At 32.8% G+C, this 17,320-nt stretch carries 19 protein-coding genes; 7 read left to right on the forward strand and 12 right to left on the reverse strand.

Going from position 1 to position 17,320, the window contains the following annotated elements:
- Positions 1-50: 50 nt before the first annotated feature.
- Together DMB71_RS19920 and holA are read right to left on the reverse strand one after the other, a co-directional pair.
- Positions 51-233, reverse strand: a complete 183-nt coding sequence (locus DMB71_RS19920) for a CAL67264 family membrane protein (protein WP_035643908.1) — start codon at positions 231-233, stop codon at positions 51-53.
- A 61-nt stretch (positions 234-294) separates the two neighbouring features.
- Positions 295-1,299: a DNA polymerase III subunit delta gene (gene holA, locus DMB71_RS19925; RefSeq protein WP_111369228.1), complete on the reverse strand. Its 1,005-nt coding sequence runs from the start codon at positions 1,297-1,299 to the stop codon at positions 295-297.
- Positions 1,300-1,367: 68 nt separating this feature from the next.
- On the opposite strand from holA, the gene DMB71_RS19930 reads away from it, so the two are divergent.
- The 3 genes from DMB71_RS19930 to DMB71_RS19940 are packed head-to-tail and all read left to right on the forward strand — an operon-like array spanning position 1,368 to position 3,731.
- Complete coding sequence (locus DMB71_RS19930; protein WP_111369229.1) at positions 1,368-1,820, forward strand: type I restriction enzyme HsdR N-terminal domain-containing protein; 453 nt, start codon at positions 1,368-1,370, stop codon at positions 1,818-1,820.
- 25 nt (positions 1,821-1,845) lie between these two features.
- Positions 1,846-2,865 (forward strand): glycosyltransferase family 2 protein, encoded by a 1,020-nt coding sequence (locus DMB71_RS19935; RefSeq protein ID WP_111369231.1) that lies wholly within the window; start codon positions 1,846-1,848, stop codon positions 2,863-2,865.
- 32 nt (positions 2,866-2,897) lie between these two features.
- A complete protein-coding gene (locus DMB71_RS19940; RefSeq protein WP_111369233.1) occupies positions 2,898-3,731 on the forward strand; it encodes an OmpA/MotB family protein in 834 nt (277 codons plus the stop codon).
- 178 nt (positions 3,732-3,909) lie between these two features.
- On the opposite strand, the gene DMB71_RS19945 is transcribed toward DMB71_RS19940, so the two are convergent.
- From DMB71_RS19945 to DMB71_RS19955, 4 genes are all read right to left on the reverse strand, one after another.
- Positions 3,910-4,530 carry an L-threonylcarbamoyladenylate synthase gene (locus DMB71_RS19945; protein ID WP_111369235.1) on the reverse strand — a complete coding sequence of 207 codons (621 nt, stop codon included), beginning with the start codon at positions 4,528-4,530 and terminating at the stop codon, positions 3,910-3,912.
- An 84-nt stretch (positions 4,531-4,614) separates the two neighbouring features.
- On the reverse strand, positions 4,615-6,951 hold the full coding sequence (locus tag DMB71_RS19950) for an ATP-dependent helicase (RefSeq protein WP_111369237.1): 2,337 nt from the start codon (positions 6,949-6,951) through the stop codon (positions 4,615-4,617).
- A gap of 234 nt (positions 6,952-7,185) precedes the next feature.
- Entirely contained in the window at positions 7,186-7,344 is a 159-nt protein-coding gene (locus tag DMB71_RS22025) for a hypothetical protein (RefSeq protein WP_162614855.1), read from the reverse strand.
- Positions 7,345-7,574: 230 nt separating this feature from the next.
- On the reverse strand, positions 7,575-8,342 hold the full coding sequence (locus DMB71_RS19955; RefSeq protein ID WP_111369239.1) for a sulfite exporter TauE/SafE family protein: 768 nt from the start codon (positions 8,340-8,342) through the stop codon (positions 7,575-7,577).
- 124 nt (positions 8,343-8,466) lie between these two features.
- Between DMB71_RS19955 and DMB71_RS19960 the strand changes: the two genes are divergently transcribed.
- Positions 8,467-8,991, forward strand: a complete 525-nt coding sequence (locus tag DMB71_RS19960) for a DUF7935 family protein (protein ID WP_111369742.1) — start codon at positions 8,467-8,469, stop codon at positions 8,989-8,991.
- Positions 8,992-9,049: 58 nt separating this feature from the next.
- On the opposite strand, the gene DMB71_RS19965 is transcribed toward DMB71_RS19960, so the two are convergent.
- A complete protein-coding gene (locus DMB71_RS19965) occupies positions 9,050-9,958 on the reverse strand; it encodes a patatin-like phospholipase family protein (RefSeq protein WP_111369241.1) in 909 nt (302 codons plus the stop codon).
- Positions 9,959-10,094: 136 nt separating this feature from the next.
- A complete protein-coding gene (locus DMB71_RS19970; protein ID WP_111369243.1) occupies positions 10,095-12,155 on the reverse strand; it encodes a M1 family metallopeptidase in 2,061 nt (686 codons plus the stop codon).
- A gap of 95 nt (positions 12,156-12,250) precedes the next feature.
- Between DMB71_RS19970 and DMB71_RS19975 the strand changes: the two genes are divergently transcribed.
- The 3 genes from DMB71_RS19975 to DMB71_RS19985 are packed head-to-tail and all read left to right on the forward strand — an operon-like array spanning position 12,251 to position 13,881.
- A complete protein-coding gene (locus DMB71_RS19975) occupies positions 12,251-12,994 on the forward strand; it encodes a Dph6-related ATP pyrophosphatase (protein ID WP_111369244.1) in 744 nt (247 codons plus the stop codon).
- A complete protein-coding gene (locus tag DMB71_RS19980; protein ID WP_111369246.1) occupies positions 12,995-13,375 on the forward strand; it encodes a hypothetical protein in 381 nt (126 codons plus the stop codon). It begins immediately after the preceding gene.
- Positions 13,376-13,377: 2 nt separating this feature from the next.
- Entirely contained in the window at positions 13,378-13,881 is a 504-nt protein-coding gene (locus DMB71_RS19985) for a hypothetical protein (RefSeq protein ID WP_111369247.1), read from the forward strand.
- A 2-nt stretch (positions 13,882-13,883) separates the two neighbouring features.
- On the opposite strand, the gene DMB71_RS19990 is transcribed toward DMB71_RS19985, so the two are convergent.
- The 4 genes from DMB71_RS19990 to DMB71_RS20005 all read right to left on the reverse strand — a co-directional run bounded on the left by DMB71_RS19990 (position 13,884) and on the right by DMB71_RS20005 (position 17,189).
- A complete protein-coding gene (locus DMB71_RS19990) occupies positions 13,884-14,285 on the reverse strand; it encodes a DUF4348 domain-containing protein (protein WP_111369249.1) in 402 nt (133 codons plus the stop codon).
- Entirely contained in the window at positions 14,285-14,824 is a 540-nt protein-coding gene (locus DMB71_RS19995; protein ID WP_111369251.1) for a DUF1697 domain-containing protein, read from the reverse strand. The genes DMB71_RS19990 and DMB71_RS19995 overlap by 1 nt, the downstream gene beginning before the upstream one ends.
- A 30-nt stretch (positions 14,825-14,854) precedes the next feature.
- On the reverse strand, positions 14,855-16,621 hold the full coding sequence (locus tag DMB71_RS20000; RefSeq protein ID WP_239453001.1) for a hypothetical protein: 1,767 nt from the start codon (positions 16,619-16,621) through the stop codon (positions 14,855-14,857).
- Between the two features lie 136 nt (positions 16,622-16,757).
- Positions 16,758-17,189: a hypothetical protein gene (locus tag DMB71_RS20005; protein WP_111369253.1), complete on the reverse strand. Its 432-nt coding sequence runs from the start codon at positions 17,187-17,189 to the stop codon at positions 16,758-16,760.
- Between the last annotated feature and the right edge of the window lie 131 nt (positions 17,190-17,320).

Consider the following 17,320-nt stretch of genomic DNA (forward strand, 5'->3'; position numbering starts at 1 on the left):
TTATTTATTTTTCTATCTACTGAAATTGCAATTATCATTGCCATTGACTATTAAACTCTTCCTTTTAAAGCATTGAACACCCAGGCATTTGCAAAAAAACCAACTCCAACAGCAGCAAATCCCCAGCCTGAAACATCACTGTACCTAAAGATTCCAAGACCTATAAGCAACAATCCCATAAGCACCATTATTAAAGTAGCCCATCCTAAAATGGTATTTTTATTCATTCCCATAGTTTTATAAATATTTTAATGCAAAATTTTTAGAAAGGCAAATATCGTGAATTTTAACGGCTTAATTAAAAATTTTATACAGCATTTCTTTTAACAAATCAGATTGTGGTAAAGCATTGGCTCCCACACCTTTACTTTTGATATCAATATCACGTAAAGCTGCAACAATCTGACTTACTTTTCGCATTGGATAATTTTTTACTGCCAGATCATATTCTTTTAAGAAATACGGATTTACCCCAAGTGCTGACGCGACATTTTTAGGGCTTTTATCTTTTAATCCGTGATATTTTAAAAGCTGGACAAAAAAACCGAACACCAAACCAGTCGTCATAACCAAAGGATATTCTTTTGGATTATGAGCAAAGTTTTCCGCTATTTTATACGCTTTCAATTGATTACGCTCTCCAATTGCTTTTCGTAGTTCAAAAACATTGTAATCTTTACTAAAACCAATATTTTCCTCAATATGTTCTGCTGTAATCATGGTGCCTTTAGGTAAAATAATCTGCAGTTTTTCTAGTTCGTTATTAATTTTACTTAAATCCGTACCTAAAAATTCTACAAGCATGGCATTAGCCTTTGGATCAATAGTATATTTTTTTCCAGCCAAAACACGTTTAATCCAATCACCAACCTGATTTTCGTAAAGTTTTTTACTTTCGTATACTAAACCATTTTGTGCCAATACTTTAGTAACTTTTTTACGTTTATCTAAAGTTTTGTATTTGTAGCAAAAAACCAAAACCGTCGTTTCCATTGGATTATTGGCATACGCTTCCAATTTATCAATATTTCTAGACAAATCTTGTGCTTCTTTCACAATAACAACCTGACGATCAGCCATCATAGGATAGCGCTTGGCCGTTGAAACAATATCTTCTACAGATACATCTCTTCCATATAAAACTGTCTGATTAAAACCTCTTTCTTCTTCAGCCAAAACATTCTCCTCAATATATTCGGACAACTTATCTATATAATAAGGTTCTTCACCCATTAAAAAATAAATCGGTTTAATATCTCCGGCTTTAATATCGTTAACAATTTTTACTACCTCGTCCATTTATACTTGTTTCAAGTTTAAAGTTTCAAGTTACTTTGAAACAAAAAACTATTTTATATTTTTGCTTTATGCTTAAACTTAATTTCCCTGCTTATAGTTTCCGATTCAAAAATAGCGAAAATAAAGTGTCTATTTTTGATGAGATCAGGAAAAAATTTATAATTCTTACGCCAGAAGAATGGGTTCGTCAGCACGTTGTTCATTTTTTAATGCACGAAAAAAAATATCCCAAATCACTCATTAACGTAGAGAAAGTTTTAACTGTCAACGGATTACGAAAACGATACGATGTTGTTGTATTTAATCCAGATGGTTCTATACATATATTAGTAGAGTGTAAAGCGCCAGAAGTTAAAATATCTCAGGCAACTTTTGATCAAATTGCTCGTTACAATATGACAATGCAGGCACGGTTTTTGAATGTCACAAACGGACTAAACCATTTTTACTGTCAAATGGATTTTGAAAACGAAAAATATGAGTTTTTGAGAAACCTGCCTGACTATAAAGAAAACCATTAAACAAATAATAAAGAATTAAGAACTTTTGGATAAGATAGCAGTTGTCATTTTAAATTGGAACGGAGTAAAATTGCTAGAGCAGTTTTTACCATCTGTTATTCAGTTTTCAGAAGGCGCAGCAATTTATGTTGCTGACAATGATTCTACGGATAATTCTGTCGCATTTGTTACAGAGAAATTCCCTACGGTAAGAATTGTAAAAAACTCAGGCAATCATGGCTTTGCAAAAGGCTACAATGATGCTCTACAACATATTGATGCAGAAATTTACGCTTTAGTAAATTCAGACATTGAAGTAACTGAAAATTGGCTTAAACCAATTCTTGATACTTTCGAAAAAGAAAAGCAAACTGCCATTATTCAGCCTAAAATTCTGGATTTTAAAAATAAGGAATATTTTGAATATGCAGGAGCTGCCGGCGGTTTCATTGATAAATATGGCTTTCCTTTCTGTAGAGGAAGAGTATTTGATACAGTCGAAAAAGATAACGGACAATATAATGACAACATTGAATTGTTCTGGGCTTCGGGCGCATGTTTCTTTATACGAAAAAATGTTTACCACGAATTAGGCGGATTTGATGAAAGCTTCTTTGCGCATCAGGAAGAAATTGATTTATGCTGGCGAGCGGCTAACGAAGGACATATTATTAAATACAATTCGCAGTCTGTTGTCTACCATGTTGGAGGCGCAACATTACAGCAAGGAAACCCGAAGAAAACCTATTTGAATTTTAGAAATTCATTATTAATGCTGGTCAAAAACCTTCCAAAAAGAGGATTGTTTTGGGTGATTTTCTTCCGTATGGTTTTGGACGGAATTGCTGGTATCCGTTTTCTTACACAGGGCAAAATCGGACACACTTTAGCTATTTTAAAGGCACATTTTTCATTTTATTGCTTATCTTTAAAATATCTCGGAAAACGAAAAGAATTTCAGATTCAGCAATACTATATGGTAAAAAGCGTCGTTTTCCTTTACTATATACGAAAATTGACCTTATTTAAAGAAATCTTTAACAGTATTCAAAATATTAAAAACTAAATTTGTAATCAAGTCTAATTAAAATTAAATTTATGAGAAAAATAGTTATCGCACTATCAGTATTAATGGCCCTAACATCATGTGTTTCTAAAAAGAAATATGCTGAGTTGGAAGCTAAAAACAAAGAGACTCAAGATTTGTTAAACTCATGTACTGTAAAATTAAATACGTGCTTAGAAGAAAAAGCTGGATTAGCTGCTACAGCTGAAAGCTACAAACAACATAATCAAGATTTAATCAATAGTTCTAAAGATTTAACTATCTTAACTACTAAAGGTGCTGAAAACCTTGAAAAATCTCTTGAAAGTTTAAAAGAAAAAGATTTAAAAATTGCTAGACTTCAAGACGCTTTAACTAAAAAAGACAGTGTTACTTTAGCATTAGTTACAAGCTTGAAAGGCGCTGTAGGTATCAACGATCCAGACATCGAAATCAATGTTGAAAAAGGAGTTGTATTTATCTCTATCGCTGATAAATTATTATTCAAAAGCGGAAGCTACGACGTAAGTGATAAAGCTAAATCTGTATTAGCTAAAGTTGCTAAAGTTGTAAATGACAAACCTGATTTTGAATGTATGGTTGAAGGACACACAGATGACGTTCCTTACAAAAGCAACGGAATTATCTTAGACAACTGGGATTTAAGTGTTAAACGTTCTACTTCTATCGTTCGTGTATTAACAAACGATCTTGGTGTTAACCCAGCTAAATTAATTGCCGCTGGTAGAAGCTCTTATGTGCCATTAGTTGCTAATGATTCTGCTGAGAACAAAGCTCGTAACAGAAGAACTCGTATCGTAGTTATGCCAAAAATCGATCAATTCTATGATATGATTGAAAAAGAAATGAAAAAACAAGCTAAATAATTCTTGTTATACATACTTATAAAAACAGAAAAGCAGGTTGTTTGACCTGCTTTTTGCTTTTGTATTCTTATTTTTTTTACACAAATTAAGAATAGCATTATCTTTAAGTAACTAACTAAATTTTAACATAATAAAGTTAGTCATTATTTTTTGTATTTTATGCTTTTAGTGTATTTTTTTACAAAATATCAATATCACCCTTACCTTCCCTTACGATAACTGGCTCATGTTCAGAAAGATCAATAATTGTTGACCCTATATTATCTCCGTAACCTCCATCAATTACCATATCTACAAGATGCTGCCATTTTTCAAAAATTAATTCCGGATCTGTAGTATATTCGATTACATCATCTTCATCACGAATAGAAGTTGAAACTACAGGATTTCCTAACTGACGAACAATTTCTAAAATGATATTATTATCAGGAACACGAATACCAACTGTTGTTTTCTTTTTAAATTCTTTTGGTAAATTATTATTTCCAGGTAAAATAAAAGTATAGGGCCCAGGAAGAGCTCTCTTTAGTATTTTAAAAGTTGAAGTATCTATCTGGCGCACATAATCTGATAAATTACTCAAATCATGGCAGATAAAAGAAAAATTGGCTTTCTCTAATTTTACTCCCTTTATTCTAGCAATTTTTTCTAATGCGCGCGAATTGGTAATATCGCAACCTAAACCATAAACAGTATCTGTCGGATAAATTACCAAACCTCCATTCTGAAGCACTTTTACAACTTTTGCAATTGCAGCTTCACTAGGTTTATCTGGGTATATTTTTATAAATTCTGCCATTATGTTTTATGTTTAAAGTTTTGTTTGTTTCAGGTTTCAAGTTATTCAACAACAACTTGAAACCTGAAACTTGAAACAATATTTTTATCCTACGACATCTAATTTAGCAAATCTTAACAACAATTTCTTAATTCCGCCCACTTCAAATTTAATTTCAGCTTTTCGGTCTGCTCCAACGCCTTCAAGATTAATCACTTCACCTTTTCCAAAACGCTCGTGCATAACGACATTTCCAACAGTAAGTTTACTGTCAAACAAATTCGAATTTCCATTACTTGGCGCATTTCCAGAAACTGGTTTTAATTTTCTAATATTCAAATCAGGCTTCGGACTGTTGTCTGTAATATGTTTTGGAGGAGTTCCTCCAACTGGTTTGTTTAGTCTTAATTTTGATTTATCTACGTCACCAAAAATATCACCATCAATAGGAGATTTATAGCGATAATTGGTTTCAGATGGCGTTAAATATTCTAAATACTGATCTTCAATTTCTTCAATAAAACGAGATGGTTCACTGTCAGTAAGTTTTCCCCAACGATAACGAGATTGAGCATAAGTCAAATACGCCTGATGTTCTGCACGAGTCAAGGCAACGTAGAATAAGCGGCGTTCTTCTTCCAATTCGCTTCTAGTACTCATACTCATAGCACTTGGAAATAAATCTTCTTCCATTCCCACTACAAATACATGCGGAAACTCCAATCCCTTTGCCAAGTGAATAGTCATCAAAGCGACACGATCTTCATCATTCGTATCTTTATCCAAATCTGTCGCCAGAGCTACATCTTCCATAAATTCAGAAAGTGCTCCTCTTGCGCCGTCAATTTCTCGTTGACCTTCTGTAAAATCCTTAATACCGTTTAAAAGTTCTTCGATATTCTGAATTTTTGCCATTCCTTCTGGAGTAGCATCTTTCTTCAATTCCTGAACCAAACCAGTCTTTTTTGCAACATGGTCTGTCAAATAAAAAGCATCCTGATTCTGATCGATAACCTGAAAACTCTGAATCATTGTTACAAAGTCTTTCAATTTATTTTTCGTACCAGCATTCAATTTCAAATCGATTTTATCGATATTCACCATTACTTCCCAAATCGAACGCTTGTAATGATTTGCCGCAATAGTCAGTTTTTCTACAGTTGTATCTCCAATTCCTCGAGCAGGATAATTGATCACACGAATCAATGCCTCTTCATCTTTTGGATTCAGAACCAAACGCAAATAACATAAAACGTCTTTAATCTCTTTACGTTGATAGAATGACAATCCGCCATAAATTCGATACGGAATATCACGTTTTCTCAATGCATCCTCCATCGCACGTGACTGCGCGTTGGTTCTATATAAAATTGCAAAAGCGCCATTATGAAGCTGATTCTGCATTTTCTGTTCAAAAATTGTACTCGCTACAAAACGGCCTTCTTCAGCATCAGTCAAACTTCGATGCACTTTAATTCTCGGACCAAATTCATTGGCCGTCCAAACCACTTTATCCAGTTTGGTTTTATTATGCTCCATAACCGTATTTGCGGCTTCCACAATATTACGGGTCGAACGGTAATTTTGTTCTAGACGATACATCACAACTCCTTCATAATCTTTCTGGAAATTCAAGATGTTATTAATATTCGCTCCACGGAAAGCATAAATACTCTGCGCATCATCACCAACCACACAAATATTCTGAAATTTATCAGACAAAGCCCTAACAATCAAATACTGAGAATGGTTCGTATCTTGGTACTCATCAACCAGAATGTAGCGGAAACGATTTTGATATTTTGCCAAAACCTCCGGAAAACGAGTCAATAATTCATTGGTTTTCAACAACAAATCATCAAAATCCATTGCTCCGGCTTTAAAACAGCGCTCCACATATTGCTGATAGATTTCTCCTAATCTAGGCTTTTTAGCCATTGCATCGGCCTCCTGCAATTCAGGATTATTAAAATAGGCTTTTACCGTAATCAAGCTATTCTTATAACTTGATATACGCCCTAAAACCTGTTTTGGTTTATAAATATCGCGATCCAGCTGCATTTCTTTGATAATCGAAGAAATTAAACGCGCCGAATCCTGAGAATCGTAAATGGTAAAATTGGAAGGATAACCTAAAAGTTCAGATTCTGCACGAAGAATACGCGCAAATATCGAGTGAAAAGTCCCCATCCAAAGATTTTTAGCTTCAGATGCCCCTACAATATCCGAAATTCTGTGCTTCATTTCTCTTGCCGCTTTATTGGTAAAAGTCAGCGACAAAATATTAAACGCATCAATTCCCTGATACATCAAATAAGCAATTCTAATTGTTAAAACACGGGTCTTTCCCGAACCTGCACCAGCAATAATAATCATTGGCCCGTCTTTTTGTAAAACAGGCGCTCTCTGCGCTTCGTTGAGCTGGTCAATATATTTCTGCATGTAATTTTCTCCTTTTAGGCAAAAATAAGAATTAATACTTTAAATAGCTACTAAGATACTGAGGTTGTAAGATGCTAAGTTTTTTGTTTTTTTTGAAGCCAAACAAAAGGCATTTTTTTCAGACATGGTTTCCCGCTTTCGGCTATATCTCTCCGCTCCGCTACGAGGATACCGCCTCAATCGGGGCTAAGAAACAAACAATAGGTTTCCTTTAAATATTTTGAGAAATTCAAATTAGATATTATACTTCTTTTTTAATTTTTCTTTAAAATCTGAAAAAGAAATAACTCTTCCATCTTTAATATCATCCATACTTTTTTGAAGTTCTTTATTTAAATCTTCATCGATAACATTGTCTAAAAAAAAATCGTCATCTTTTATAATTTCATCCATTTTTAATATTTTCTAATTTTTAATATTTCATTACTCCAATTATTATACATTACAGATTTGAATAGCCGTTGGTTTTAACCAACGGTTAAATTTTTAAAATATAATCAGACTTTAGCCAAAATCGCAAAGTTTGGCTAAAGCCTTGTCATTTTAATCTCAAAGAACCGTTGGTTAAAACCAACGGCAAGTCAAAAAAACTTAGAACCTTAGAATCTTAGCAACTCAGAACCTTACTTAAAAAACACATCATAAGCAAATCGAATCAATGTTCCAACAACCACAATTAAAAAGAAAATCCTAATAAATCCGTTGCCTTTATTGATTGCTAATTTCGCTCCAAGCCAACCTCCAAGTCCGTTGCTGATTGCCATCGGAATTGCGATTGCCCAAATGATTTTTCCTTTTATCATAAACAGACAAATCGAACCGAAATTGGTTGCCAGATTTACCATTTTAGCATTTGCGGAAGCGTGAAGAAAATCGAAACCCAAAAGTGCAATAAAAGCCACTACAAAGAAACTTCCTGTTCCCGGACCAATAAATCCGTCATAAAATCCCACAATCATACTGATTACGACTGCATAAAATATTTGAGTTGTTTCTGAATGATCTTTTGCTTCATGTTGTCCAAAGTTTTTCTTGGCGTAAGTATATACAAACAGCAAAGATAAAACCACCAATAAAAGTGGTTTCATAAAATCGTTGCTTACAAGTGTCAAAATTGTTGAACCAAGAAATGCTGACGGAACAGCCAAACACATCATAATAATCAAGAGCTTCCACTGAATAACTACTTTTTTTAAGTATTGAAAAGCGGCAAAAGCAGTTCCACTAAAAGCGGGAATTTTTAATGTTCCAACCACTGTAGAAACTGGAAGATTTGGCAATAAAATCAATCCCATTGGTGTCTGGATTAATCCGCCGCCGCCAACAATTGCATCAATAAAACCGGCGGCAAAAGCCGCTAAACAAAGAAAAAGTATTATGTATGAATCCATTAAAAAGATATTTCAGTCTCGGTAAAAAACAAGTTGCAAAAATACAGCTTCCTTTTTGTTTATTACCATAAATTTAAAGTTGATTTTTGATCAAAAAGTATATTTTTGCTTAAAAATTATTCCAATGGATTACAACAAAATAATAGAACTTGCAAGTTATACTTTACCAGCCTTAGTTACAGGAGTTGTAGCGTATCGTTTCTTTGAATTACACATTAAAAACAACGACAGAAAACGAGCTTTTCTACTAAACAAACAAGCTCACAAAGAATCTCTTCCTGTGCGTTTACAAGCATATGAACGTATGACTTTGTTTTTAGAGCGTATTAATTTGACAAAGTTGCTTATTAGACTTTCTCCTATTTCTCAGAATAAACACGATTACGAAAATTACGTAATTGACCAAATCGAACAGGAATTTGAGCACAATCTGACACAGCAGATTTATATGTCTGAAGAATGTTGGACGATCATTACCACCGCAAAAAATGCAACAATCCAAATGATTCGTAAAGCAGCTATGAGCGACAAAGTAGAAAATGCAGATAAACTTCGCGAAGTAATCTTAAATGATTTATTAGAAAAACAATCACCAAGTAATGCTGCTTTGAGCTTTATTAAATCTGAAGTTGCTGAGCTTTGGTATTAAATAATATTGCAGATTTTAGATTTTACAACATTCAATCTAAAATCTGCAATCTAAAATTTTAAATCAATATCTTATTATCGCTCATTACTTCAGATTTATTCTGAGCATATTCATAACCTTGTTCCCACCATTCTTTCATTACTTCTTTATTAAAAATCAAAGCATTATCGGTTAGTTTTATTGGCGTGTAATATAAATTTAATTTCACATTTTTATTATTTGCCATAAGTTTTCCTATAGCAATATCATGTTTTTCTACTTGATCTAAAGCGATTCGGAACAAATCAATCATTAATGAAAACGGATTCTTTCCAATTACTGTTTTCGTTGTATTCACCTCAGTTTCAAGGATAATTACATCTATTTCAGTTGCTCCTCTGTTGATTGCTTCACGAATTGGAACCAAACTTGAAAATCCTCCATCGCCATATTCGCAGTTGTTTTTTTCAACCAAACTCATAAAAGGAACATAATTGCTGGATATCCAAGACCACTCACAAAATTCCTCGTATGTACAGTCTTTTACCGATTTATATTCTGATTCGTTTTTAGTAAAATTTGTTACCGTAACAATAACATCAGTTTTTAGCTTTTTAAGCTTATTAAAATCAGAAAGAGAAAAATTATTCTGAATATACTTTTTCAGTCCTTTGCTTTCTCCAAAAGTACGTTTCCCTTTAAAAAACTGACGCAATACATTAAAGTGATTAATGGTTACAATATCAACTCCATCTTTCGTTTTTACCACAAATGGGCAAATATTAAAAATGCTTGACATGGTAACATTAGTATAAACAGAATGGATTTTTTTGATATGGCCGAGAGCTAAATGCGGAATCAATAAACTTCCCGTAGAAGTTCCTAAAAACAAATCGTATTCGTGTTTTTTTTCTTCTATTAAATATTGGGCAACACCGCCAGCAAATGCGCCTTTACTGCCACCACCTGAAATAACCAATGCTCTCATAAATTGTAATGTAGGTTTTGTTTTTTGGGATATTTTTTTTTGACTTGATAGAGAAAAGAAGCAAGAAGAAAGATCTTTTATATTCTTTGCTACTAATTCTTGACTCTTGCTTCTTTTATCTATCCGTTCTTAATATTTACTCTTTCAACAAACGATTCAATTGTAACTGTTCATCGGGTGTCAAATTAGGTAAAATTCTATTAAAAGAAGCACGCATTTCAGGATTTTTTAACAGAAGTCTTATCGTATCTCTACCAAATTTCGAAAATTGCCACATATGGTGCGTTGTAGCTCCAACTAAATTACTCAAAACCTGATCGTTAATAATTTTAAAAGCGATCAGTTTTTCTAAAGCATTTTGCCTTGTTGTAGCTTCATATTTTGTAGACGAAAATGCAATCAGCTCGTTTACCAAAGGATCTTTCTCATTTGTATAATTTGGCGTTGACAATGCAAGAGAAAGCCACAAAGTTCTAAGATTATAATCGTTGAAGCCAATCCAAGTTTTAGACTTATCCAAATATTCTGTTCTATGATCTGGAAAATTTCGCCACAGCCAATAAAGTGCTATTTCTTGTGTCTGATATGATTTATCATCTAAAAGTGTTTCGTAATTCATCCTGAAATCTTCTGGAATTTGGGTTAAAGAACCAGCTAGGTTTTGACGCACTCTAATACTATTAGTTTGCAAGGCCAAAAGCAAAAGTGGCTTTTTAGCTTCATATTTCTCATTTTCCAATTGATCGACAACTGCTTCTTTTACCGATTGATAAACATCAGATTCCAAAGTTGTTTTCAAAACATCTTTTTTCTCTGCAAAAGGAGTTTTTTTCAATTTATCGATTTCTAGTCGCTTTTGAATTGTTTTGTTTTTGCTTAATAATGCATTTGCAGTCGGTGTATCAAAAGCTGTCGATTCCAGCCAAGTTTTCTGAAACTTATCCAGATCAAAATCAGAAACTTTTTTAATTTCGTCGAAGAAGTTTTGTGTGTTTACCGTTTGATAAGCATATTTATTCAAATAACTTTTTATTGCTTTTTTGAACGCTTTATCACCAATTGATTCATGCAAAACAAACAATGCCCAAGCGCCTTTTTCGTAAAATGTAAGTGAACTTGCTTTTGCATTTAAAACAGGAATCGTGTCCGTTCGAGACGCAAACTTTATTTGTTGTGCTGTATCGTATAATTTAGAGTAAAAATAATCTTCTCCGTAAATATCTTTTTCTGCAAGCAACGCAAAATAGGTTGCAAAACCTTCTTGTAGCCAATGATGAGTACTACTTTGAGCGGTAATAAGATCTCCAAACCAATGATGTGCCAATTCATGTGCGTCTACATTGGTATAATTTCGGTCACAGAAACCAGTTGAATCTACTACATAACGGGTTGCAAAAAGAGTTGAAGTAGTGTTCTCCATTCCCGCGTACAAAAAGTCTCTTACCGGAATCTGTCTGTTGATTTTCCAAGGATATTTTACGCCGATTTCTTTTTCAAGGAAATCAAAAATGCGTTTCGAGTAACGATACGTTGGCTCAAAACGATCTGCGTCTTTGGGTTCGTAATAATATTCTAATGGAATTCTGCTTTTAGATTTAAATTCTTTTTTATCAAATTTACCTATTGCCAGCATTAACAAATAGGAACTCATTGGTTTTTCCATTTCAAACTGCCAGTGATTCAGATTTCCATTCGCCGTTTTTTCTTTTAAAACTCCGTTAGAAACTACCTGATAATCTTTATCAAAAGAGATCCCTAGATTGAAAATCAATTTTTCATTTACATCATCAAAACTCGGAAACCAATTGCTTGTATATCTTCCCTGCCCCTGTGTCCAGATTTGCACTTCATCATTTCCCATGTCAACAAAATAAAGCGCTTGTTTTGGTTTTGCTGTGTAATTGAATGTCAAATGATTCTGTCCTTTTTTAAACGGAAAAACTAACTTTAATTCTTTATTAGTATTAACAAACATGATTTCATTTTCATTGACTTTCACATCAGAAAATGCCATATTTTTAGCATCAAGCGAAATCGTATCAGTATCTTTCAATACCTCAAATTGAAAATCAACAGTTCCAGAAATTATTTTATCTTTTGGGTTTACAGACAATTGTCCTGAAACGGATTTAAAATCAACATATTGAGTTTGCTGGGCAAATAGAAAACTGGTGAATAATAAAAGAATGTATTTCATTGAAACAAATTTAAAAGGCAAATTCCCAAAGTTACAAAGGTTTCCTTTACAAATAGAACGAATTTTGTAAGTTTACCAGATAAAACAAATCCATCGTGTCTACACCTCAAAAAGCCTTATTTAACTGGAGCAGCGGAAAAGATTCTGCTCTTGCCTTATATAAAACATTACAAAATAGTGATTTTAAAATCGAATGTTTGCTGACCAGCGTAAACCAACAATATCAGCGCATTTCTATGCATGGAATTCGTGTTGAATTATTAGAAGAACAAGCCGAAAGCATCGGAATCCCGTTAAATATTCTAGAAGTGCCTGAAATGCCTACAATGGAAGTTTACGAAAAAGTAATGACTGAAACTTTAACCGAACTAAAGCGAAAAGGCATAACACATTCTATTTTTGGAGATATTTTTCTGGAAGATTTACGTCAATATCGTAAAAATCAATTGGCAAAAATCGGATTAACTGGAGTTTTCCCAATCTGGAAAATTCCAACCCAAGATTTAATTCAAGAATTTATTTCATTGGGATTCAAAACAATTGTAGTTTGTGTAAACGAAAAATATCTGGATAAAAGTTTTGTCGGCAGAATTATCGATCAGGATTTTATAAATGATTTACCTGAGAATGTTGATGTCTGTGGTGAAAACGGTGAATTTCATACTTTTACATTTGATGGACCAATTTTCTCAAAACCTATTGATTTTAAAATTGGAGAAATTGTTTATCGAAAATATGAAAAACCCGAAAAACAAGACTCATCAAATACAGCCTGTGATACTAATGATGAAACTGCTTTTGATTTTGGGTTTTGGTATTGTGATTTAATTAAAAAATAAATGAAGTTTTTCTTTAAATTATTTTTACTAATCCTTGTTACTTTATCTCTTCAAAGCTGTTTAGTAAATAGATGCAAGAGACCTCAAATAACGGGATACATTTATGATGCAGAAACGAAACTGCCTATTGAAAATTGTAAAGTTGGTGAGACTTTAAGTCAGTCTAACGGCTATTTTTCATTAAAAGAAAAGCGGTATCTTCAATTTACTTTTTTTGGTTTTGAAGCGCCAACTTTGGCTGTAAATGAAGTTATTGAAAAAGAAAATTATAAGTCTCAAAATATACAATTCATGCAGCCTTTTGGCGGTGGAATGAAAAAAGGAGCTTTTCATAATGCAGATACTATTTATATCAAGAAAAACATTTTAAAAACGAACTGATTATGGATTTAAAAGAAAATGATGAAGTAAAAAAAATAATATTCTTTTTGAAAGATATCGGTATTGATATTATTGAAAAACAGCTTGGAGAAACCTTTTTACCCGGATTAGATTTAGGTCCTAACTGCATTTATATTGATTATAATAAATTATTATATCCCGGCGACATTTTGCATGAAGCTGGACATCTTGCTGTAACGGTTCCAGCGGAAAGAAAACTAATCGGTACAGCGGAAATTTCTCAAGACTGGCCAAATCAAGGTGACGAAATTGCGGCGCTTTTATGGTCTTATGCAGCGTTACACCATTTACAGCTTTCACCCGAATTTGTATTTCATCCGCATGGTTATAAAGGTAGTTCTGAATGGTTTATTTCAAATTTTACTTCAGGAAATTATATGGGATTGCCCCTTTTAGAATGGATGGGATTATGTCTAGGAAACGAAAAAGCTGAAAAAGAACAAAAAATGCCTTTTCCAGCTATGCAAAAATGGATACGGGACTAACATTAAGTCGATTGATCAACCAATGTTTTCAAGAACCATTTGTTATCTTTTAATTCAAAAACATAATCAATATAAATTCCGTTATCGAGTCCGCGCTGTTCAAGAGTGGTTTTATTCTTCTTTACTAATAATGTGCGTTTTAAATATTTCTCATCAGCTTTATTATTGAGATGAAGAACTTTATATCCTTCTTTTGTCATTATATAATCTGATAATTCAAAATCGTCATTGTTCGCTTTGTACTTTAGAGGAAAAATAACTCTGCTAACTTGAAATTTAGTATCTGAATTGAACTTCTTAAAAAACTCATTAAAGTCTTCGGAGGCTGTTTTTGTATTTTGAGCATACACAACTGAATTTAAGCTCATTGCAAAAACAAAAAATATAAAAAAAAACTTTTTCATTACTCATTATACATTTTAAGCAAGTTCGTAACCGTATTCCAGTTTCGAATTGTTGCCGTTACATTTAATTTTTTCTCGATATATTTTTGGTCAAAACGGGTTTTTCCAGCACCAACGGCATATTTAATAAAAATTCTGTTTTCATCAATACTAGCTTCGTCTGGTTTGAATTGGCTTATTTTCAAATCGTTTATATTTTCTTTTTTCAATGTCGTTGAAACAAAAGCCACATAAAGTTTTTTCATATCGAGATCCTTCTCTTTCAAAAATGCATTATTAGCAAAACAAGATTCCAAGTTTTCTTTTGTAATCATCACAACTGGAACTTCGTGTCCGAAAACTTTAAAGATTTCTTGCTTGATCATAAAACCAACTTTTGAAGCGTCTTCTTCACTATCCACAAAAACATTTCCAGATTGCAGATACGTTCTTACATTTTGAAAACCAAGATTTTCCAGCATTGCTTTCAACGCTTCCATTTTCATCATATTGTGCCCAGAAACGTTGATTCCGCGTAAAAGCGCTAAATGTGTTTTCATTCTTTTAATTTTTTTCAAAGATAAAAAACACTATTCATCTTCCTCACTGATTTCAATGCCAAACTTTATTAAAAAGTCGTTAAACTTTTGTTTATATTTTCTCTGTGCCTCTTCTACAATCTCATCTGCTTCTTCGTTGGTTTCTACTGCATTGAGATTAAATTCTTCTTTTACCCATTCACGAAATTCTTCCTTATTTTCGCTTTCTTCGTAATATTCTTCGTCTTGATAAAAATAAGCTTTATCATAATCAACTGAAATTTCAGTGTCTAATGTTAGAAGCTGAATCAGTTTTTGAGTATTTTCTGCTACAACGTGAACTCCGCCTTCGTCTCCAAAAACAACTATAGGGCAATTATTCAAATCTTTATCAATAATCCAATAAGCATAAGAACTTCCTGAACCGTTTGCTCCTGCAAATTCGATAAAACTGTTATAGAATTCTTCTTCTTCAGACCATGTTTTTATACCTGTTTTCTCTTCAGTTATAGTTAGTCCAAAACATTCTGAATACGTTTCTACACCATATTCCTGCTCAAATTCAAATAGCTTCACTAAATCTTCTGGCATTTTGCAATCGCCAAACTGAAAAGCATATTCTTCTAATGAAAATCTATTATTAGAGTCTGAATATTCTGTTTCATCTTCTTCGTTATTATCCTCAACAACTTCAGCCGTCAATATTTCAAAAGTTTTCATCACAGCATTTTTCACACAGAAAAGTTCAATTCCTGGAGCATTTTCGTCATTCATCCATTGGTATTTTGGATCTCCGTTTTCGTCAAGATATTCCAAAATAAGCATAATTTCTTGGTCTTCATGACACCATAAAGCGCGCATTCTGATCCCAAAACCATTCGAAATTTCTTCTGAAATCTGACTGTATTTCTTCCCTTCATAATCAAAAGGAATAAACAAATAAGTTGTTCCTGAGATGTGTCTAACAATTTTTCCATTTTCCTTCTGCTCTTCAGTTTCAGACAAAACTTCGACCATATTAATAAACTGATTTCTAAAATCAGCATACATATATTTATCCTTTTTATCGTAATTTAAGATGGAAAGTCCTTCTTTAAAAACATCTAAATAGTTATTGCCTAATATTTCTTCGTTATAATCTGTATTTTCGACAAAAGAATCTTCTACAATATCAGACAATTTATGGGTTGAAGGCAGATAATTTTCAACAGTTATGATAGATCCGTCGGTATCTTGAACATTGCTACAAATTAGAATATCGGGTCTGTTGGCACTGATAATTGCCTGAACATCTGTAAAGCGCTCAAAATGAAATAGCATATCGTCACTATAAATCAGCCAAGCGGTAAGATCTCCTTTTACAAAAAGTTCACCGTGATTGTATTCTCCAGCAAGCGTGTCGCATTGTAGACCACCGCCCAAATAATGAACACTTCCAAACAAATTAATATTTACTGTTGTAGTTTTTCCTAAAACAATCAAAGCAGGAGAATTATCAGTATCATAAGAACTGATCAGTTTTGTAACCGTCAGATTTCCTTTAAAAATAAAACCTAAAATAAAAATATCAGGATGTTCTTCGGTACTGAAATCCATCTCAAATAAATCCATTTCGACATCATTTTCTGCTAACAGAAATATTGGGTTTTCTTCGTAATCTGGAAAACGCCAAGTGTCTTCAAAAACATTGTAGATTTTCTGATTCTTGAAATCGGTAAGATCTCCAATGATATTATGCGCTTCATGTCGGTTAATTACTTTGAATGTAATACCAGAAAATATCATTGTCTTAAAAGGAACTTTTTCTTCTTTAATCATAACGGGGGCTAGTATCTTAATGGTGAAACAAATCTAACAATTATCTTTATTTAATAAAATAATACTGACTATAAAATATAAAACTCCGTCAAAAACGGAGCTTCAAAACAATCTGAATTAGTAAGCATTCAAAAAATTATTTCTTTTTATCATATACTAGCCTTGGACCATCGCATATACTCCACGTTCCATACAATTTTCCGAAATTATTAATGATATATAAATTTTCCTTTTTCTTAGAAGTACAAGATGCCACTATATCGCTCTCTGCAGTATAACTTAGTTCAAACTGAGTTTGATCTGTCGTTTTCACTACAGAATAAGTTCCTGAAATGGTTGCAATTTTACCATCTTTCTTTCTTGTTTTAGAGAATGTGTTATTAGAATTAAAAGTATACGATTCCTCCCATTCTAAAACATCAATCGAATTTACTGCAGGATTACTGTTGCCCATTGCTGTAAGGATCCATTTTCCGTGATAACTTTCAGTTGGTTTATTGTCATTGTCATCATTAGAGCAAGAAACAAGCGAAAAAATCATTATAATTAAAAGTCCGATTTTTTTCATTTTTATAGTTTTTGTTGGTTAACTATTATTAAGATTTTACTTTCTTAAAATGGTTGCGTCTAAACTTTAGAACTTAACGATAAATTAATATTCAAGCGCTTGAAAATGATAATTCATTTTCAAAATTCCTA

This window comes from Flavobacterium tistrianum, assembly GCF_003254545.1.
Taxonomy (GTDB): Bacteria; Bacteroidota; Bacteroidia; order Flavobacteriales; family Flavobacteriaceae; genus Flavobacterium; species Flavobacterium tistrianum.